We start from the raw sequence: 15538 nt of genomic DNA, 5'->3' as shown, positions 1-15538 counted from the left end.
GCCGGGGGCGCTCACAGCCGCTGCAGCCCGGTCACCCTGAGCACGTCGAGCGCCGTGGCCTCGGGGCTGCCCGGTGCGGCCGAGTACACCAGCACGGTCTGGTCGGTGTCGGGGAGCAGGAGGGTATCGCAGTCGAGCGTGATCGTGCCGATCTGGGGATGGCGGATGCTCTTGGTCGCCGTGCGCCAGGCCGCGGAACGTCCCTGTCGCCAGAGTTCCTCGAACCGGGGACTGCCACGGCGCAGCTCACTGATCATCCGCGCGAGGTCGGAGTCGCGCGGGTAGCGGGCCTGGGCGGCGCGCAGGGTGCCGACCGCGGCGCGGGCGGCGGCCTCGTCCTCACCCGGGTCCGCGGCGACCTGGCAGCGACTGCTCCCCAGGAAACGTTGCCAGATGAGGTTGCGCCGGTGCCGCGGCCAGGCCGACATGTCACCCTGAAGCGCGGCGGCCAGGGGATTCCAGGCCAGTACGTCGCCCTTGGCCGACAGCACCAGCACCGGTAGGTCCGCCATGCGGTCCAGCAGCCGCAGCACGCTCGGGCGTACGGCCATTCCCATCCGTCCAGGCTGCGGCGGCTCGTGACCGGCCAGGCGGAACAGCAGGTCACGGTCGTCGTCATCGAGCCGTAGGGCCTGCGCCAGCGCCGTGATGACCTGGGCGGACGGCCGCGCGCCGCGCCCCTGCTCCAGCCGCACGACGTAATCGACGCTCAGACCCGCGAGCATGGCCACCTCCTCGCGGCGCAGTCCGGGCACCTGGCGGCGGGTGCCTGACGGCAGGCCGACGTCCTGCGGTCGCAGGCGGGCGCGGGCCTGGCGGAGCACGGCGGCGAGTTCGGCGCGATTCACCCTTCGATGATGCCGCACCGGTCACGTACGCCGGGTGGTACGGCCAGTCCCAGGCCAAGACGGTCCTGGTGGGGGCTGGGTGCGTTGGCGGACGATCTCGCTCATGACGACAGACGCGAACACGGTGGCGCTGGTCACCGGAGCGAACAAGGGACTGGGCAGGGAGACGGTTCGCTGCCTGGCGAAGCGAGGGTGGCGGGTGTTCCTGACCGCCCGTGACCGGGAACGCGGCACACGGGCCGCGGACGATCTCGGCGTCGAGTTCGTACAGCTCGACGTGACCTCGGACGACTCCGTGGCCGCCGCGGCCCGGACGGTCGGCGATCGGGCGGGCCGGCTGGACGTGCTGGTCAACAACGCCGGAGTCGGCGGGCCGCCGTCCCATCCCGCCGACATGGGCGCGGACCTGCTACGGGTCCTGTACGAGGTCAACGTGTTCGGCCCGGTACGGGTCACGCACGCTTTCCTGCCACTCCTGCGCGAGTCGGACCATCCCCGCATCGTCATGGTCTCCAGCGGTCTCGCCTCCCTGAGCCGCGCCTCCGACCCCGCGCGCCCGGAGTCGGGCTTCCTGGCCCTGGACTACGCCTCGTCCAAGACCGCGCTCAACATGATCGTCTCCCAGTACGCCCGCGCGTTGCCCGGTTTCAAGGTCAACGCCGCCGATCCCGGCAACCCGGCCACCGACATGAACCACCACACGGGCATGCACACCGTCGAGGAGGCCGCCGAGTCGGTCGTCCGGCTGGCTACGTTGGACCGGGAAGGGCCATCGGGCGGCTTCTTCGACGCCAACGGCCCCGTCCCCTGGTAGGAGCTCACATGACCAAGATCCTGACGATCGGCCTGCACCCGAGCGCCATCGACTTCTCCGATCACCCTCACCTCGACGAGGCGACGCTGGCCGCCCGTATCGAGCAGGGCCAGGCGGCGCTGCGCGCAGCGGGGCTGGACACGGTGTCGTGCCTGATCGGGACCGATCCTGACGCCGCGGAGAGGGCCGTACGCGATCGGCTGCCGGAAGGGCCCTTCGGCCTGGCCATGATCGGGGCGGGGGTGCGGACGCTGCCGGAGCACACCGTGCTGTTCGAGCGGCTGGTCAACGTACTGGCAGAGGCGGCGCCCGGCATCCGGTTCTGTTTCAACACCTCTCCGGAGACGACGATCGACGCGATCCGCCGCTGGATGTGACGAACGCGGCCCGCGCAGGGTGATCACGCCGCCCGGAAGCCCCCGCATCGTCACGTGGTGGTCTCCGGCTCACCGGTCCGGTCCTGGGACGAGCGCCGACGGTATGCGGCGACCTTGTGACGGTTGAGGCAGGTCGATGAGCAGAACCGCCTTTGACCGGCCGGAGAGGTGTCGACGTACACGTCGGCGCACTTGGAGGCGTGACAGGTCCCGAGGCGGGGCCGGCCATGGTGCATGAGCCACTCCAGCAGGCACGTGCCCAGGGCCGCGGGGAGCACCTCGGCCTGCGTGTCCACCGTCCAGCGCAGGCCCGATTCGGTCGCGACGGGCAAGGGACGGACGGATCGCAGGAGGGTGTTCAGTTCCTCGTAGGCCCGGCCGTCGCGGGCCGCGGAGAACACCCGGAAGGCCGCGTTCGCCGCCGCGACGAGGTCGGCGGCCGCGGGCAAGGGCGGCTCGGCGGGCCACCCCAGGACCTTGGCCGCATCGGGGTACGGGAGCTCCTGCTCGCCCGCGGTCGCGCGCGGGCGGTCGGCGTACTCGTTGACGAACTCGACCATGCGGCTCATGTCAAGCGCGGGAACGGTAAGCACGAGCACAGTGTAACCCCGTGATGCTGTTGTTCTGGTTACATCAGATGTGTAACCTAATGAGCCGTGTCTACAGGTTACGCATGGGTGGACCTCAGCGTCCTGCCCGCTTTCATCGCCGCCGTCCTCGTTCTCTTGCTGGCGCCGGGCCCCGACATGGCCTTCATGGTCGCGGCGGGGTTGAAGCACGGCCGGGGAGGCGCGACTCGGGCCGCCCTGGGCATCACCGCGGGAGTCAGTGTCTACGTTGTCCTCACGGCCCTCGGCCTCGGCGCGTTCCTCGCCGCCGCGCCGGGTGTCGCCGCCACGATTCAGCTCGCCGGTGCCGCGTATCTCGCGTATCTCGCGTGGGTGACCTGGAGGTCCAGCGGGTTGCCGCTGGAGGCGTCCATCGTCAAGTCCGCGGACGTGTTCCGGCGCGGGTTCGTGGTGAACATCTTCAACCCGAAGATCGTGCTCTTCTTCACGGCGTTCCTGCCGCAGTTCCTCGGCGACGCCAACGGGAACCCCGTCCTGCAACTCCTCATGCTGGGCCTGATCCTGCAGGTCCTGGGCCTTCTCGCGGATCTCGCGATCGGGTACGCCGCAGGCGCGGTCCGCGACCGGGTGCTGCATCGCACCGGGGTCCGGCGGCTCCTGGAACGGTTCGCGGCGACCGTCTACGGGGCCCTGGCAGCCGCCCTGCTGGTCAACACCGTCCGCTGATCCATCGCCCAACCTCCTTCGGTCCTCCCCGGCAGGGCCGCTCGGCGGAGGCAAAGGGGACGAGTTTCCTCGGATCGCTGGTCATCCGCCCGCCCGGGCGGGCTTCGGCGACTTCGAGCTCACCGAGGCCGGTGACCTCCGAACCGCCAAATCTATGTAAAGCCAGTAGGGAAAATTGACTTCTGGAGATGGAGGACCGTACAGTACCCGCATGACCGAGGACCGCGACACTGCCGTCCGCACGGACTTCTCCGGCGTGTCGCCGACCTCACTTCCCGGCGACACGCACTGGTACGACCTCCCCGACGACGACCTCGACCCGGAGTTGGACGAGCCCGCCTCCGCGCCGCGACGGCCCAGGTGGCGATGGTGGTCGTCGTGAGCGGCGGCGTGGTGACCCTGCCGGCGGTGCTGGAGGACTGGAACGCCGCGATGGCTCCCCAGGTGCGGAGGGCGCCCGCGGATGCCGCCAAGGCGTGACGGCTCCTCCGAGGGAGGGCCCCGCCGGCACCGGGGGCGGCTCGCCGGCGCACGAGAACGGCGCGCACCGGCGAGCCGCCCCAACCGTTTCACGACCGAACCCCCTGACCGCAGCACGAACCCCTGAAGGAACCTCAGCACCAAGGAAAGGCAAGCATCAGTGCCCAGCTCCGTGCCGTCGCCTAAGCTCGCGCCCATGTCGATCGATGAGAACGCCTTCCTCCCTGACGACGATCGCGCCGTGGTCGCGATCGCCCCGCCGGCCGCGGCGGAGGGATACTGGGCGGGTGCGCCCAGCGCGGTCGCGGCGGACGGGCTGATCTATCTCGCCTACCGGCTGCGCCGCCCGATCGGTCAGGGCCGCGGTTACGCGGTCGTGGTCGCCCGCTCCGCGGACGGCGAGCGCTTCGAGACGCTGACCACCGTGACACGCGAGGAGATGGACTGCGAGTCGCTGGAGCGGCCCTCGCTGGTGCGCCTGCCGGACGGGCGCTGGCGGCTCTACCTGAGCTGCGCCACCGAGGGCACCAAGCACTGGCGGGTGGAGGTCCTGGAAGCCGGCGATCCCGCCGCGTTCGATTCGCGCTCGCGCGTCACCGTCCTGCCCGGCGATCCGAAGACCGGGGTGAAGGACACGGTGATCGTACGGCGGGACGGCGTGTGGCATCTGTGGGCCTCCTGCCATCCGCTCGCCGATCCCGACGAGGCCGACCAGATGGTCACCGACTACGCCACCAGCACCGACGGCCTGGAGTGGACCTGGCAGGGCACGGCGCTGAGCGGCCGGCCGGGACTGTGGGACGAGCGCGGCGTCCGGGTCAGCGCGGTGCGTTTCGATGGTGACCGGGTGGTGGCGTTCTACGACGGCCGGGCCAGCGCGGCGGAGAACTACGAGGAGCGCACCGGCATCGCCGTCGGCCCGGAGCCGGACGTGCTGACCCCGGTGGGCGACAAGCCCGCGGCGCTGTCGCCGCATGGCGGCGGGGGCCTGCGTTATCTGGAGATCGTGGACCTGCCAGGCGGCGGGGTCCGGCTGTACTACGAGTACACCCGCGCGGACGGCGCCCACGAGTTGCGCACGGAGCTGCGCTGACGCGGGCCGATCAGGTTCGGCGGCCGTTGCGTGCCTGCCGCTGCCCCTGCGGCCGGGTGCCGACGAGACCGCCGGAGCGCTCCCTGGGCTGCAGCCAGTCACTGTAGTCCTCCCCGGTGACGCGCTGGAGCAGCCGGATGTCGTCGGCGAAGTACGGGACGAGCCGCTGCCGCTGCTCCCAGGACAGCGGGCGGCGGGCGGCTCCGCGGCGCTGGAGCAGCGTTTCGACCGGCCCGGCCAGGGCTGACGGGAGACGCCGGCGCAGGGAGGACAGCAGGACGTGCCGGGTGCTCGCGTCCGGGTGCGCGGTCACGTTCTCCCGGGGCAGCTCGGTGAGCAGCCCTTGGCGTACGCCGAGGAAGGCGCAGATCCGGTCCAGCGTCGCGGCGGGCCGGTCCACGAGGTCCCGGTAGCGGAAGATCAGCACCTGCTCGCGGGGGAACAGGCCGAACAGGTGGGTGAGCTGCTCGCCGTACCGGCCCAGTGCCGTGTAGTGCCAGAAGTGCGCCCATCCGGCGGCGATGCGCTCCTGCTCGGCCTCGCACGCGCGGACCAGGTCGCCGATCGGCTCCAGCCCGGCCGACCACAGGTGGGTCCAGTTGGAATGCGCCCGTTCGACCGGGTCCCGGAGTGTCACGATGAGCCTGGCGTGCGGGATGGCAGTATGGATGCGTCGCTGGGCGGCCAGGTCGTAGAGGTAGAAGGGGGTCGACTCGCCGGTGAGCGCGCCGTCGGGCGCCTCGGCGAACAGCGCCTCGTAGTCCGCGCGGCGCCAGACGTGCTCCCGGAAGGTCCTCGCGTCGCCGGGGCCGCCGCGGTCGGGCGGCGGGCCGTCGGTGAGGAAGAACTTCGGTTCTTTGATCCTGGACAGGAACAGGTCCGGGTGCTGCTGCAGCGCGGCATGCAGGGCCGTGGTCCCCGCTTTGGGCGCGCCCGCGATCAGGAAATCTGGCAGGGACACGTCATTCCTCCTGGGCAGAGGTTATACCGTATTTTCCTACCAGAAGTGTGGGAAGCTCAAGGTATGTGTTCGGGCAAGATCCGCCCGCCGGCCGGTAAGGGTCACGGCGACGAGGGAGCGCATCGCGGCCTGAGGCCATTTCCCGGTAAAGCCAGTAGGAAATATTGACTTATCGGGAATCCGGGCCTAGCGTCGGACATATGAGGCAGGATCTTCTGCTGACCAGGCGCTCCCACGTGGACTTCGGCCACGTCGCCAGCGCTCAATGTCGTTGATCACGGACTAGCGGCCGCGGGCCTCCACCGCCCGCCTTCCCTTCACGTTCCCGGGCGTGGCCGACGCCGTCCACGCCCCCCACCCCCGCTTCGCGACCCGGAAAGCCGCCGGGGCGCCGCGTGAACGTGCCCTTCTCTCGTGAGGAACCTTCTCGTGTTCGTGCCATCAGTGACCTCCGGCCACCCCGACAGGACGGGAGTGACCGCGTGACCGACACGCTTCCCGACCGAGCCGTCGGCGCCGACTCCTTCCGGCAGGCGCTCGCCGTACACGCCAGCGGGGTCGTGGTGATCACCGCGCAGAGCGACGGTGTCCCCGTCGGGCTGACCGCCACGTCGTTCTCCTCGGTCAGCCTCGAACCGCCCCTGGTCTCCTTCTACGTGGACCGTTCCTCCACCACCTGGCCGCGACTCGGCGCCGCCGACCACTTCGCGGTCAACATCCTGACCAGCGACCAGGCGGAGCTGGCGGCCCGCTTCGCCCGCAAGGGCATCGACCGGTTCGCGCCACCCACCGGCTGGCGGCCGGGACCGCTGGGCGCCCCGCTGCTGCACGACGTCTCCGCGCACCTGGTGTGCCTGCCGTACGAGCGCGCCGAGGTCGGCGACCACCTCCTGGTCGTCGGCCTGGTTGCCGAGGCTCACGTACGCCACCCCGGCCGGCCGCTCCTCTATCACCAGGGCCGCTTCGGCAGGTTCCTGGCCCATCCCGACTCCTGAATCAGGAAGCGCCTCATGCCCACACCCACACAGACCAGGGCTTACGCGAGCCCCGTCGACCACACCGCGTACGGCCACTACGGGACGGGCCGCCTGCACCTGTCACCGGGCTGGAACCGCCCCATCTACCCGTTCCAGGCCCGGATCACGGCCGACGGCTCCAGCGGCTTCCGCGCCGAGCCCGGCCGCTACCACCTCTACGCCGCCTGGGTCTGCCCCTTTGCCCACCGCGCCACGATCGTCCGCAAGCTCAAGGGGCTGGAGGACGTGGTCTCGCTGTCCTACGTGGACGACGAGCGCGACGGCCGGGGCTGGGCGTTCAGGGAGCGCCGGGGCCCCGACCCGGTCAACGGCTTCACCCTCCTGGAGCAGGCCTACGACGCCACCGAGAAGGGGTACGGCGGCCACATCTCCGTCCCCGTGCTGTGGGACAGGCAGACCGGCACGATCGTCAGCAACAACTTCCCCGACATCACGCTCGACCTGGCCAAGCAGTTCGACCAGTGGGCCGGCGCCTCCGTCGACCTCTACCCGGACGCGCTGCGCCCGGAGATCAACAAGCTGAACGCGTGGATCTACCACGACGTCAACACCGGCGTCCTCCGCGTGGCCCGCGCCACCACCGAGGACGACCGCGAGCGGACGCGCCACCAGGTCGTCGCCACCCTGGAACGCCTGGACGAGCGCCTGGCCGAGCAGCGTTTCCTGACTGGTGACACGATCACCGAGGCGGACGTGCGCCTGTGGGTGACGCTGGCCCGGTTCGACACCGAGTACAACCGCGGCCACCTGATCAGCGAGCGGGAGCTGACCGACTTCGAGTACCTGTGGCCGTACGCCCGCGACCTCTACCAGGACCCGGCCTTCCGGGAGACGACCCAGGGCCTGCCCACCACCTGGGACGCACCGGCCGGGCGGGGCCGATGACGCGCAGGCGGGTCCACCTGGCGGCTCACTTCCCCGGCGTGAACAACACCACCGTCTGGGCCGACCCCCGCTCCGGCAGCCAGATCGACTTCGCCTCGTTCGTCCACCTGGCCAGGACGGCCGAGCGTGGCACGTTCGACTTCTTCTTCCTGGCCGAGGGGCTACGGTTGCGAGAGCTCAAGGGCCGCATCCACGATCTCGACGTGGTGGGCCGGCCGGAGTCGCTCACCGTGCTGAGCGCCCTGGCGGCGGTGATGGACCGGATCGGGCTCGCCGGCACCGTGAACGCGACCTTCAACGAGCCGTACGAGCTGGCCCGGCGCCTGGCCACGCTCGACCACCTGAGCCAGGGCCGGGCCGGGTGGAACGTGGTGACCACCTCCGACGCCTTCACCGGCGAGAACTTCCGCCGGGGCGGCTTCCTCGACCGGGCCGACCGGTACGAGCGGGCGGAGGAGTTCGTCCGCCTGTCCCGCGAGTTGTGGGACTCCTGGCGGCCGGACGCGATCGCCGCCGATCCTGTCACCGGCACATTCGTCAGGGAAGGCGGCATCGGCACGGTCGAGCACCACGGCAGGCACTTCTCGATCGAGGGCCGGTTCACGGTGCCGCGCAGCCCGCAGGGCCACCCGGTGATCATCCAGGCCGGCGACTCCGAGGAGGGGCGCGAGTTCGCCGCCGCCAACGCTGATGTGATCTTCACGCCGCACGGCCGGCTGGAGGAGGGCCGGCGGTTCTACGCCGACGTCAAGCGCCGCCTGGCCAGGTACGGCCGCGAGCCGCACCAGCTCAAGATCATGCCTGGGGTGACGTTCGCGCTGGGCGACACCGAGGCGGAGGCCGCCGAGAACGCCGCCGTCATCCGCCGCCAGCAGGTCGGGCCGCAGACCGCGATCGCGTTCCTGGAGCAGGTGTGGGGTCGTGACATGTCGGCCTACGATCCGGAAGGTCCGTTGCCGGAGATCGAGCCTGACCTGTCCGAAGGTGTCTCCCAGGGCCGGGTGCCGATCAAGGATCGGGCGGCGGTGGCGGCCAAGTGGCGGGCGCTGGCCGAGGAGAAGGGGCTGACGATCCGCGAGCTGGTCATCGAGGTGACCGGTCGGCAGACGTTCATCGGCACCCCGGCGACCGTGGCCCGGCTCATCGACGAGCACGTGCAGGCGGAGGCCGCTGACGGGTTCATCCTGGTGCCGCACCTGACGCCCGGTGGGCTGGACGAGTTCGTGGACCGGGTGGTGCCGTTGCTGCGCGAGCGCGGCGTCTTCCGTACCGACTACACCGGCTCCACGCTGCGGGAGCATCTGGAGCTCACATGACCTCGCACCCTCGCCGTGGCGCCGGACGGCGAGGGCCGGCACCCGGCAGCCTGGCCCGGGTCGCGGTGCTGCCGGAGAGGCGGCGGGCCGGGATCGAGGGGTCGCGTCCCGGCGCGCCGCCGTACGACCTGGAGCGGCCGGTCAGCGGGCTCCCGACGTGGCGAACGGGATTCCCGCCGGCCCCGAGTCGGCGGGCTCCGCGGGGTGCCGCCACAGGCCGCGCTCGCGCAGGATGGGCAGCACCCCCTCGCCGAACCAGTACGCCTCCTCCACGTGCGGATGCCCGGACAGGATGAACTCCGTGATCCCGAGCCCGTGATACTCCTCGATGCGGTCGGCCACCTCGGCGTGGCTGCCCACCAGCGCCGTGCCGGCCCCGCCGCGCACCAGCCCCACGCCGGCCCAGAGGTTGGGATAGATCTCCAGGTCGTCGCGGCGCCCGCCGTGCAGGGCGAGCATGCGTTTCTGGCCCTCCGACTCGCTGCGGGCCAGCCCTGCCTGCACCTTGGCCACCGTGTCCGGGTCGATCCCGTCCAGCAGCCTGCGGGCCTGGGCCCACGCCTGCTCGGCGGTGTCCCTGGAGATGACGTGCAGCCGGATCCCCTGCCGGAGGGTGCGCCCCTCCGCGGCGGCCAGGCCGTTCACCCAGGCGAGCTTCTCGGCGACCGCGGCGGGCGGCTCGCCCCAGGTCAGGTACGCGTCCACGTGCCGCGCAGCCACCCGCCCGGCCGCCGGTGAGGAGCCGCCGAAGTAGACGTCCGGCACCGGGTCCGGCACCCGGTTGAGCCGCGCGTCCTCCACCTGGAGGTGCTCCCCGGTGAAGGAAACCGTCTCCCCGCGCCACAGCGCGCGCACGATGTGCAGGAACTCGTCGGTACGGGCGTAGCGCTGGTCCTTGTCCAGGAAGTCCCCGTACGCCCGCTGCTCGTGGCTCTCCCCGCCGGTCACCACGTTGAGCAGCAGCCGCCCGCGCGAATGCCGCTGGTACGTGGCCGCCATCTGCGCCGCCAGCGTGGGGGAGACCAGCCCGGGCCGGAACGCCACCAGGAACTTCAGCCGCTCCGTCGTGTCCGCCAGCATCGCGGTCGTCAGCCAGGCGTCCTCGCACCACGCGCCGGTGGGCGTGAGCGCGCCGACGAAACCGAGCTGCTCGGCCGCGTGCACGATCTGCCGCAGGTACGGCAGCGTGGCCGGCCGGGCGCCGCCCGCCGAGCCCGGGGGCAGCCCGTGGCCGCCGCCCACGACATCGCGGCTGTCACCGTAGGTGGGCAGAAACCAGTGGAAGGTCAAGGTCATGGGTGAGCTTCCCTTCAGAGCAGGCCGTGGCGTGGCTCGCGGGCCGGCGCCTCGGCGTCGTCCGCGATCACATCGGTCATAGGTTTCGTCCGTTCTGCGTGTTACGTTATGGTTTACCGTAATCCCTGCAATGCAGGTAGGCAATATCTGGTTTGCGAGGACGTGTTTCTGTGATTCCACGACCCCCGGATGGGCACGCCATGACCAAGAAGACCCTGGCCCTCCTCCTCACCGCCGCGACCCTGCTGGCCGGCTGCGGCTCGACCGGCGCGTCCTCACCGGGCGGCGGCGCCCCCAAGGCCGGAGGCACGCTGGTGCTGGGCGAGAACGGGCAGGAGCCGCCCTGCCTCGACCCGCACGGCAACGCCAGCTCCGACGGTCCCGTGGCGACCGTGCCGGTGGCCGATTCGCTGGTGTGGTTCGACGCCGACGGGACGATCGAGCCCTGGCTCGCCGACAGCTGGAACGTTTCCGACGACGGTCTGACATATACGTTCAAGCTCCGCCATGGAGTGAAATTTCATGATGGAGCGGTCTGGAACGCCGAGGCACTGAAGCTCAACTTCGAGCACATGAAGGACCCGGCGACCAAGTCACCGCTGGCCGCCGCGTACATCGCGCCCTACGAGGACAGCAAGGTCGTCGACGAGTACACGCTCGAAGTGCGGCTGTCGTCGCCGTACAAGCCGTTCCTGGACATCCTCTCCCAGGGCTACCTCGGGATGATCTCCCCGAAGCAGATCAAGGAGGCGCCGCAGACCATCTGCGAGCACCCGATCGGCTCGGGCCCGTTCATCTTCGACAAGTGGACCAAGGGGCAGAGCATCACCTACCACCGCAACCCCGACTACAACTGGGGCCCGAAGGGCGCCAAGCACACCGGCCCCGCCTACCTCGACAAGCTGGAGATCCGCTTCCTCGCCGAGGACGCCACCCGCTACAACGCGCTGGCCTCCGGCGAGGTGGACGCCATCGACTTCACCCCGCCGCAGAACGTGGAGGACGTCAAGGCCAACCCGGAGCTGGGCTTCCTCAGCGCGATCAGGCCGGGCCACCCGATGTCGTTCTGGCTGAACACCTCGCGCCCGCCGTTCGACGACGTCAAGGTGCGCCAGGCGCTGCTGGCCGCCGTGGACCGCGAGTCCATCATCAAGGGCGTCTCGTTCGGCCAGTACGACGTCGCCCAGGGTTTCGTCACCTCCTCCACCCCCGGCTACGCCGCCGCGCTCGAAGGCAGCATCGCCTACGACCCGGCCAAGGCCGGCGGGCTGCTCGACGAGGCGGGCTGGACCGGCCGCGACAAGGACGGCATCCGGACCAAGGACGGTAAGCGGCTGGTCGCGTACTTCCCGATCGCCGCGAACTTCCCCGCCCAGCGCATGCAGATCGCCGTCCAGACCCAGGCCGCGGCCCGGAAGATCGGCCTGGACATCCAGCTCCAGACGCCGCCCGAGCAGGAGCTCACCGACCGCTCGAACAAGGGCGACTACGACATGAGCTCCGGCCTGTGGGCCACCAACACGGCCGACGTGCTGTGGATCCAGTATTCCTCCGAGAACATCACCACCGACAAGCGCCGCGGCCAGAACGTCGCCCGCCTGCGCGACGCCCAGCTGGACGACCTGCTGGAACGAGCCCGGCAGGGGGAGAACCCGGCCAAGCTCTACAACCAGGCGCAGGCCAGGCTGCTCGAACTCGCCCCCGCCATCCCGTTCTACGACGACCCTCGGCCGGTGGCCTACCAGAAGAAGGTGCGCGACCTGACCTTCACCCCGGCCTACCCCTCGCCGTACTTCTACGACACGTGGCTGGAGCAATGATCAGGTTCATCGCGTGGCGGCTGCTGGCGGGGGCCGGTGTGCTGTGGGGCGCGGCCACGCTGACGTTCCTCGTGCTGCACTTCACGCCCGGCGACCCCGCCGAGGCCGTCGTCGGCGGCGAGGGCGCCGCCCCCACCCCCGAGGTCCTGGCCCAGATCACCGCCGAGTACGGCCTGGACCGGCCCTGGTACGAGCAGTACGCCGGCCACCTGTGGCGGATCGTACGCGGCGACTTCGGCACCTCCTACCGCCTGCACACGCCGGTCACCCAGGCCATCGGCGAGCAGGCGTGGGCCACGATGGAGCTGGCGCTGGCCGCCGCCGTCACCGGGCTGGTGCTGGCCGTGGCCGTCGCGCTGGCCACGGCCGGGCGCCGCCGCTGGATCCGCGGCCTGGCCGCGGGCGCGGAGCTGCTGGTGGCCTCGACCCCGGCGTTCTGGCTGGGGATCGTGCTGCTGACCGTGTTCTCCTTCGGGCTGCGGCTGCTGCCCGCGACCGGCAGCCACGGGCTCGCCTCGCTGGTGCTGCCCGCGTTGGCGCTGGCCCTGCCGATCGCGGGCGTGCTCGGCCACGTGCTGCGCGAGGCGCTGGAGGAGGTGCTGGACGAGCCGTTCATCGTCAGCGCCCGCAGCCGCGGGCTGGCCGACACGACCGTACGGGTGCGGCACGCGCTCAGGCACGCCCTGCTGCCGCTGGTCACCATGAGCGGCTACTGGGTGGGCGCGCTGCTCGGCGGCGCGGTCATCACCGAGACGCTGTTCACCCGGCAGGGCATCGGCCGTCTGCTGGTCGCCGCCGTCAACGCCAAGGACCTGCCCGTCGTGCTCGGCGTCGTGCTGCTGTCGGCCCTCGTGTACGTGCTGGTCAACCTCGTCGTGGACCTGCTCTACCGCGTCGTCGACCCCCGGCTGAAGGAGGCCGCGTGAAACGCCCGGGACCCGGCCTCTGGCTCGCGGTGGCCGTGCTGGCGGTGCTCGTACTGGCCGCCGTCGCCCCCCATCTCCTGTCCGCCCAGGATCCGCTGGCCGTGGACAGCGCCCAGACGCTGCGGCCGCCCAGCGCGGCCCACCCGCTCGGCACCGACGAGAACGGCAGGGACGTGCTGGCCAGGATCGTGTACGGCACCCGTACGTCGCTGCTGCTGGGCTTCGGCGCGATCGCCATCGCCCTGGTGTTCGGCGGCCTGCTCGGCCTCGCCGCCGGGCTCGGCAACCGCGTCGTCGAGAACGTCATCATGCGCCTGTCGGACATCGGTCTGGCCTTCCCCGAGCTGCTGCTGGCCCTGGTCGTCATCACCGTGGCGGGCGGCGGGACGGCCAACGCGGTGCTCGCGATCGGCGTGGCCAACATCCCCGGCTACGCCCGTCTCGTCCGCGCCCAGACGCTGGCCGTCCGCAGGTCGAGCTACGTGGAGGCGGCGCACGCGCTCGGCCTGCCGGGACGGCGGGTGATACTGCGGCACGTCCTGCCGAACGCCGTCAAACCGGTGCTGGTGCTCGCCACGATCGGCGTCGGCACGGCCCTGGTGGCGGGCTCGGCGCTGAGCTTCCTCGGGCTCGGCACGCCGCCGCCCGAGCCCGAATGGGGCTCGATGTTGTCGACCGCCCGCAACTTCATCTCGCGCGCCTGGTGGTACGGCGTGTTCCCGGGCGCGGCGATCACGCTCACGGTGATCAGCGTGACCGTCGTCGGCCGGGCGCTCAGATTGCGATCAGAGGGGAGGACCTCGTGGTGAAGCCGATGGTCACGGTGGAGAACCTGCGGGTCGCGTTCGGCGCGGCCGAGGTCGTGCGCGGGATCTCGTTCGAGATCGCGCGTGGCGAGTGCCTGGCGCTGGTCGGCGAGTCGGGCTCGGGCAAGAGCGTCACCGCCCGCACCCTCGTGGGTCTCACCGGCGGCGGCGCCCGGATCGCCGCCGGCGAGCTGGCCTTCGACGGACAGGACCTGACCGCGCTGCGCGAGCGCGGCTGGCGGAAGGTGCGCGGCGGCCGGATCGGGTTCGTGCTCCAGGACGCCCTGGTGTCCCTCGATCCGCTGCGCCCGGTCGGCAAGGAGATCGCCGAGGTCCTCGCCACGCACACCGGCCTGACCGGCGCCGCCCGGCGGGCCCGCGTGGCCGAACTGCTCGCCTCGGTCGGCGTGCCCGAGCCGGAGCTGCGTGCCGGGCAACTCCCGCACGAGCTGTCCGGCGGGCTCAGGCAGCGGGCGCTGATCGCCGCCGCCATCGCGGCCGACCCCGAGCTGGTCATCGCCGACGAGCCCACCACCGCGCTGGACGTCACCGTCCAGGCACAGGTGCTCGACCTGCTGGCCGAGCTCAAGAGCCGGGACAGGTCCCTGCTGGTGATCAGCCACGACCTGGCCGTGGTGGCCAGGCTGGCCGATCGGGTGGCGGTCATGAAGGACGGCGTCATTGTCGAGCAGGGGCCCACCGGGCGGGTGCTCGGCGCGCCGGAGCACGACTACACGAAGCAACTGCTGCGCGCGATCCCGGCCGAGCACACCAAGGGCACCCGGCTGTCCGCCACGGCGCCCGCCCCGCCCCGCCGTCCTCCGGGTGAGGTGGTGGTACGCGCGCAGGGCATCGGCAAGTCGTTCGGCGGGCGGATCGCCGTACAGGACGTGTCGTTCACGCTGCGGGCGGCCGAGACGGTCGGGATCGTCGGCGAGTCGGGGTCCGGCAAGACCACCACGGCCAGGATCGCGCTCGGCCTGTCCGCCCCGGACACCGGCAGCGTCGAGGTGCACGGGCAGAGCTGGGCGGGGCTCGACCGGGCCGCCCGACGCCGCCTGCGCCGGGACATCCAGACCGTCTACCAGGACACCCTGGCCGCCTTCGACCCGCGTTACACGGTCGCGAAGGTGCTGGCCGAGGCCCTGTCGGTGGCGGGCGTGCCGCGCCGGAGCCGCCGCGAGCGCTCCGTCGAACTGCTCGAACTCGTCGGGCTCAGCCCCGAGCACCTTTCCCGGCGGCCCCTCCAGCTCTCCGGCGGGCAGCGGCAGCGCGTCGCCATCGCCCGCGCGCTGGCCCCCGAGCCTGCCGTGATCGTGTGCGACGAGCCGGTGTCCGCACTCGACGTGTCCGTCCAGGCGCAGGTGCTCGACCTGCTGGAGGACGTGCAGCGGGAGACGGGAGTGGCCTACCTGTTCATCTCGCACGACCTCGGCGTGGTCCACCACGCCTGCGACCGGGTCCTGGTGATGAAGGACGGCCGGGTGGTGGAGGAGGGCCCCGTCGAGGAGGTCTTCCGCACGCCCGCGCACCCGTACACCCGGGAGCTCGTCGCGGCCATCCCTCGACTGACGGCGGTGTGAC

General features: G+C 71.4%; 16 protein-coding genes. 12 read left to right on the top strand and 4 right to left on the bottom strand.

What is annotated here, in order from left to right:
- Nucleotides 1-11: 11 nt before the first annotated feature.
- Entirely contained in the window at nucleotides 12-848 is an 837-nt protein-coding gene (locus BLS95_RS44340; protein WP_090945624.1) for a helix-turn-helix domain-containing protein, read from the bottom strand.
- A 103-nt stretch (nucleotides 849-951) separates the two neighbouring features.
- On the opposite strand from BLS95_RS44340, the gene BLS95_RS44335 reads away from it, so the two are divergent.
- Entirely contained in the window at nucleotides 952-1662 is a 711-nt protein-coding gene (locus BLS95_RS44335) for an SDR family oxidoreductase (RefSeq protein WP_090945623.1), read from the top strand.
- A gap of 8 nt (nucleotides 1663-1670) precedes the next feature.
- Nucleotides 1671-2039 (top strand): hypothetical protein, encoded by a 369-nt coding sequence (locus BLS95_RS44330; protein WP_090945622.1) that lies wholly within the window; start codon nucleotides 1671-1673, stop codon nucleotides 2037-2039.
- A 50-nt stretch (nucleotides 2040-2089) separates the two neighbouring features.
- Here the strand turns inward: BLS95_RS44330 and BLS95_RS44325 are convergent, their stop codons facing one another.
- Nucleotides 2090-2632, bottom strand: a complete 543-nt coding sequence (locus tag BLS95_RS44325; protein ID WP_143044143.1) for a CGNR zinc finger domain-containing protein — start codon at nucleotides 2630-2632, stop codon at nucleotides 2090-2092.
- A gap of 63 nt (nucleotides 2633-2695) precedes the next feature.
- Between BLS95_RS44325 and BLS95_RS44320 the strand changes: the two genes are divergently transcribed.
- The 3 genes from BLS95_RS44320 (at nucleotide 2696) to BLS95_RS44315 (ending at nucleotide 4907) form a co-directional block, all read left to right on the top strand.
- Nucleotides 2696-3334 carry a LysE family translocator gene (locus BLS95_RS44320; protein ID WP_143044142.1) on the top strand — a complete coding sequence of 213 codons (639 nt, stop codon included), beginning with the start codon at nucleotides 2696-2698 and terminating at the stop codon, nucleotides 3332-3334.
- A gap of 211 nt (nucleotides 3335-3545) precedes the next feature.
- Nucleotides 3546-3716 carry a hypothetical protein gene (locus tag BLS95_RS56310; protein WP_176993714.1) on the top strand — a complete coding sequence of 57 codons (171 nt, stop codon included), beginning with the start codon at nucleotides 3546-3548 and terminating at the stop codon, nucleotides 3714-3716.
- Between the two features lie 294 nt (nucleotides 3717-4010).
- On the top strand, nucleotides 4011-4907 hold the full coding sequence (locus BLS95_RS44315; protein ID WP_090945676.1) for a glycoside hydrolase family protein: 897 nt from the start codon (nucleotides 4011-4013) through the stop codon (nucleotides 4905-4907).
- A 10-nt stretch (nucleotides 4908-4917) separates the two neighbouring features.
- On the opposite strand, the gene BLS95_RS44310 is transcribed toward BLS95_RS44315, so the two are convergent.
- A complete protein-coding gene (locus tag BLS95_RS44310) occupies nucleotides 4918-5868 on the bottom strand; it encodes a sulfotransferase family protein (protein ID WP_090945620.1) in 951 nt (316 codons plus the stop codon).
- Nucleotides 5869-6350: 482 nt separating this feature from the next.
- Between BLS95_RS44310 and BLS95_RS44305 the strand changes: the two genes are divergently transcribed.
- Genes BLS95_RS44305 through BLS95_RS44295 form a run of 3 tightly spaced genes read left to right on the top strand, consistent with a single transcriptional unit; the run spans nucleotide 6351 to nucleotide 9106 of the window.
- The gene (locus BLS95_RS44305) at nucleotides 6351-6863 is read left to right on the top strand and encodes a flavin reductase family protein (protein ID WP_090945619.1); all 513 of its coding nucleotides are present in this window, start codon (nucleotides 6351-6353) and stop codon (nucleotides 6861-6863) included.
- 15 nt (nucleotides 6864-6878) lie between these two features.
- Nucleotides 6879-7790, top strand: a complete 912-nt coding sequence (locus tag BLS95_RS44300; RefSeq protein WP_090945618.1) for a glutathione S-transferase C-terminal domain-containing protein — start codon at nucleotides 6879-6881, stop codon at nucleotides 7788-7790.
- A complete protein-coding gene (locus BLS95_RS44295) occupies nucleotides 7787-9106 on the top strand; it encodes an NtaA/DmoA family FMN-dependent monooxygenase (RefSeq protein WP_090945617.1) in 1320 nt (439 codons plus the stop codon). The genes BLS95_RS44300 and BLS95_RS44295 overlap by 4 nt, the downstream gene beginning before the upstream one ends.
- Nucleotides 9107-9247: 141 nt before the next feature.
- Here the strand turns inward: BLS95_RS44295 and BLS95_RS44290 are convergent, their stop codons facing one another.
- On the bottom strand, nucleotides 9248-10402 hold the full coding sequence (locus BLS95_RS44290; protein ID WP_090945616.1) for an LLM class flavin-dependent oxidoreductase: 1155 nt from the start codon (nucleotides 10400-10402) through the stop codon (nucleotides 9248-9250).
- A 200-nt stretch (nucleotides 10403-10602) separates the two neighbouring features.
- Between BLS95_RS44290 and BLS95_RS44285 the strand changes: the two genes are divergently transcribed.
- From BLS95_RS44285 to BLS95_RS44270, 4 genes are read left to right on the top strand one after another with little or no spacing between them, the layout of a single operon-like run.
- Nucleotides 10603-12222: an ABC transporter substrate-binding protein gene (locus BLS95_RS44285; protein ID WP_090945615.1), complete on the top strand. Its 1620-nt coding sequence runs from the start codon at nucleotides 10603-10605 to the stop codon at nucleotides 12220-12222.
- Nucleotides 12219-13148, top strand: a complete 930-nt coding sequence (locus tag BLS95_RS44280; protein ID WP_090945614.1) for an ABC transporter permease — start codon at nucleotides 12219-12221, stop codon at nucleotides 13146-13148. The genes BLS95_RS44285 and BLS95_RS44280 overlap by 4 nt, the downstream gene beginning before the upstream one ends.
- Nucleotides 13145-13957: an ABC transporter permease gene (locus BLS95_RS44275; RefSeq protein ID WP_090945613.1), complete on the top strand. Its 813-nt coding sequence runs from the start codon at nucleotides 13145-13147 to the stop codon at nucleotides 13955-13957. The genes BLS95_RS44280 and BLS95_RS44275 overlap by 4 nt, the downstream gene beginning before the upstream one ends.
- Nucleotides 13951-15537 carry a dipeptide ABC transporter ATP-binding protein gene (locus tag BLS95_RS44270; protein ID WP_342742824.1) on the top strand — a complete coding sequence of 529 codons (1587 nt, stop codon included), beginning with the start codon at nucleotides 13951-13953 and terminating at the stop codon, nucleotides 15535-15537. Before BLS95_RS44275 ends, BLS95_RS44270 begins: the two co-directional genes overlap by 7 nt.
- The last annotated feature ends 1 nt before the right edge of the window (nucleotide 15538 follow it).

Origin of the sequence: Nonomuraea jiangxiensis (assembly GCF_900099965.1) — a bacterium.
In the GTDB taxonomy this organism is placed as follows: Bacteria; Actinomycetota; Actinomycetes; order Streptosporangiales; family Streptosporangiaceae; genus Nonomuraea; species Nonomuraea jiangxiensis.
This window is presented reverse-complemented; position numbering and strand designations above follow the sequence as displayed.

What these genes read in the sequence shown, in the direction of transcription:
- BLS95_RS44335 (WP_090945623.1), top strand. Translation starts at nt 952, where the DNA reads ATGACGACAGACGCGAACACGGTGGCGCTGGTCACCGGAGCGAACAAG.
- BLS95_RS44330 (WP_090945622.1), top strand. Translation starts at nt 1,671, where the DNA reads ATGACCAAGATCCTGACGATCGGCCTGCACCCGAGCGCCATCGACTTC.
- BLS95_RS56310 (WP_176993714.1), top strand. Translation starts at nt 3,546, where the DNA reads ATGACCGAGGACCGCGACACTGCCGTCCGCACGGACTTCTCCGGCGTG.
- BLS95_RS44315 (WP_090945676.1), top strand. Translation starts at nt 4,011, where the DNA reads ATGTCGATCGATGAGAACGCCTTCCTCCCTGACGACGATCGCGCCGTG.
- BLS95_RS44300 (WP_090945618.1), top strand. Translation starts at nt 6,879, where the DNA reads ATGCCCACACCCACACAGACCAGGGCTTACGCGAGCCCCGTCGACCAC.
- BLS95_RS44295 (WP_090945617.1), top strand. Translation starts at nt 7,787, where the DNA reads ATGACGCGCAGGCGGGTCCACCTGGCGGCTCACTTCCCCGGCGTGAAC.
- BLS95_RS44290 (WP_090945616.1), bottom strand. Translation starts at nt 10,402, where the DNA reads ATGACCTTGACCTTCCACTGGTTTCTGCCCACCTACGGTGACAGCCGC.
- BLS95_RS44285 (WP_090945615.1), top strand. Translation starts at nt 10,603, where the DNA reads ATGACCAAGAAGACCCTGGCCCTCCTCCTCACCGCCGCGACCCTGCTG.
- BLS95_RS44280 (WP_090945614.1), top strand. Translation starts at nt 12,219, where the DNA reads ATGATCAGGTTCATCGCGTGGCGGCTGCTGGCGGGGGCCGGTGTGCTG.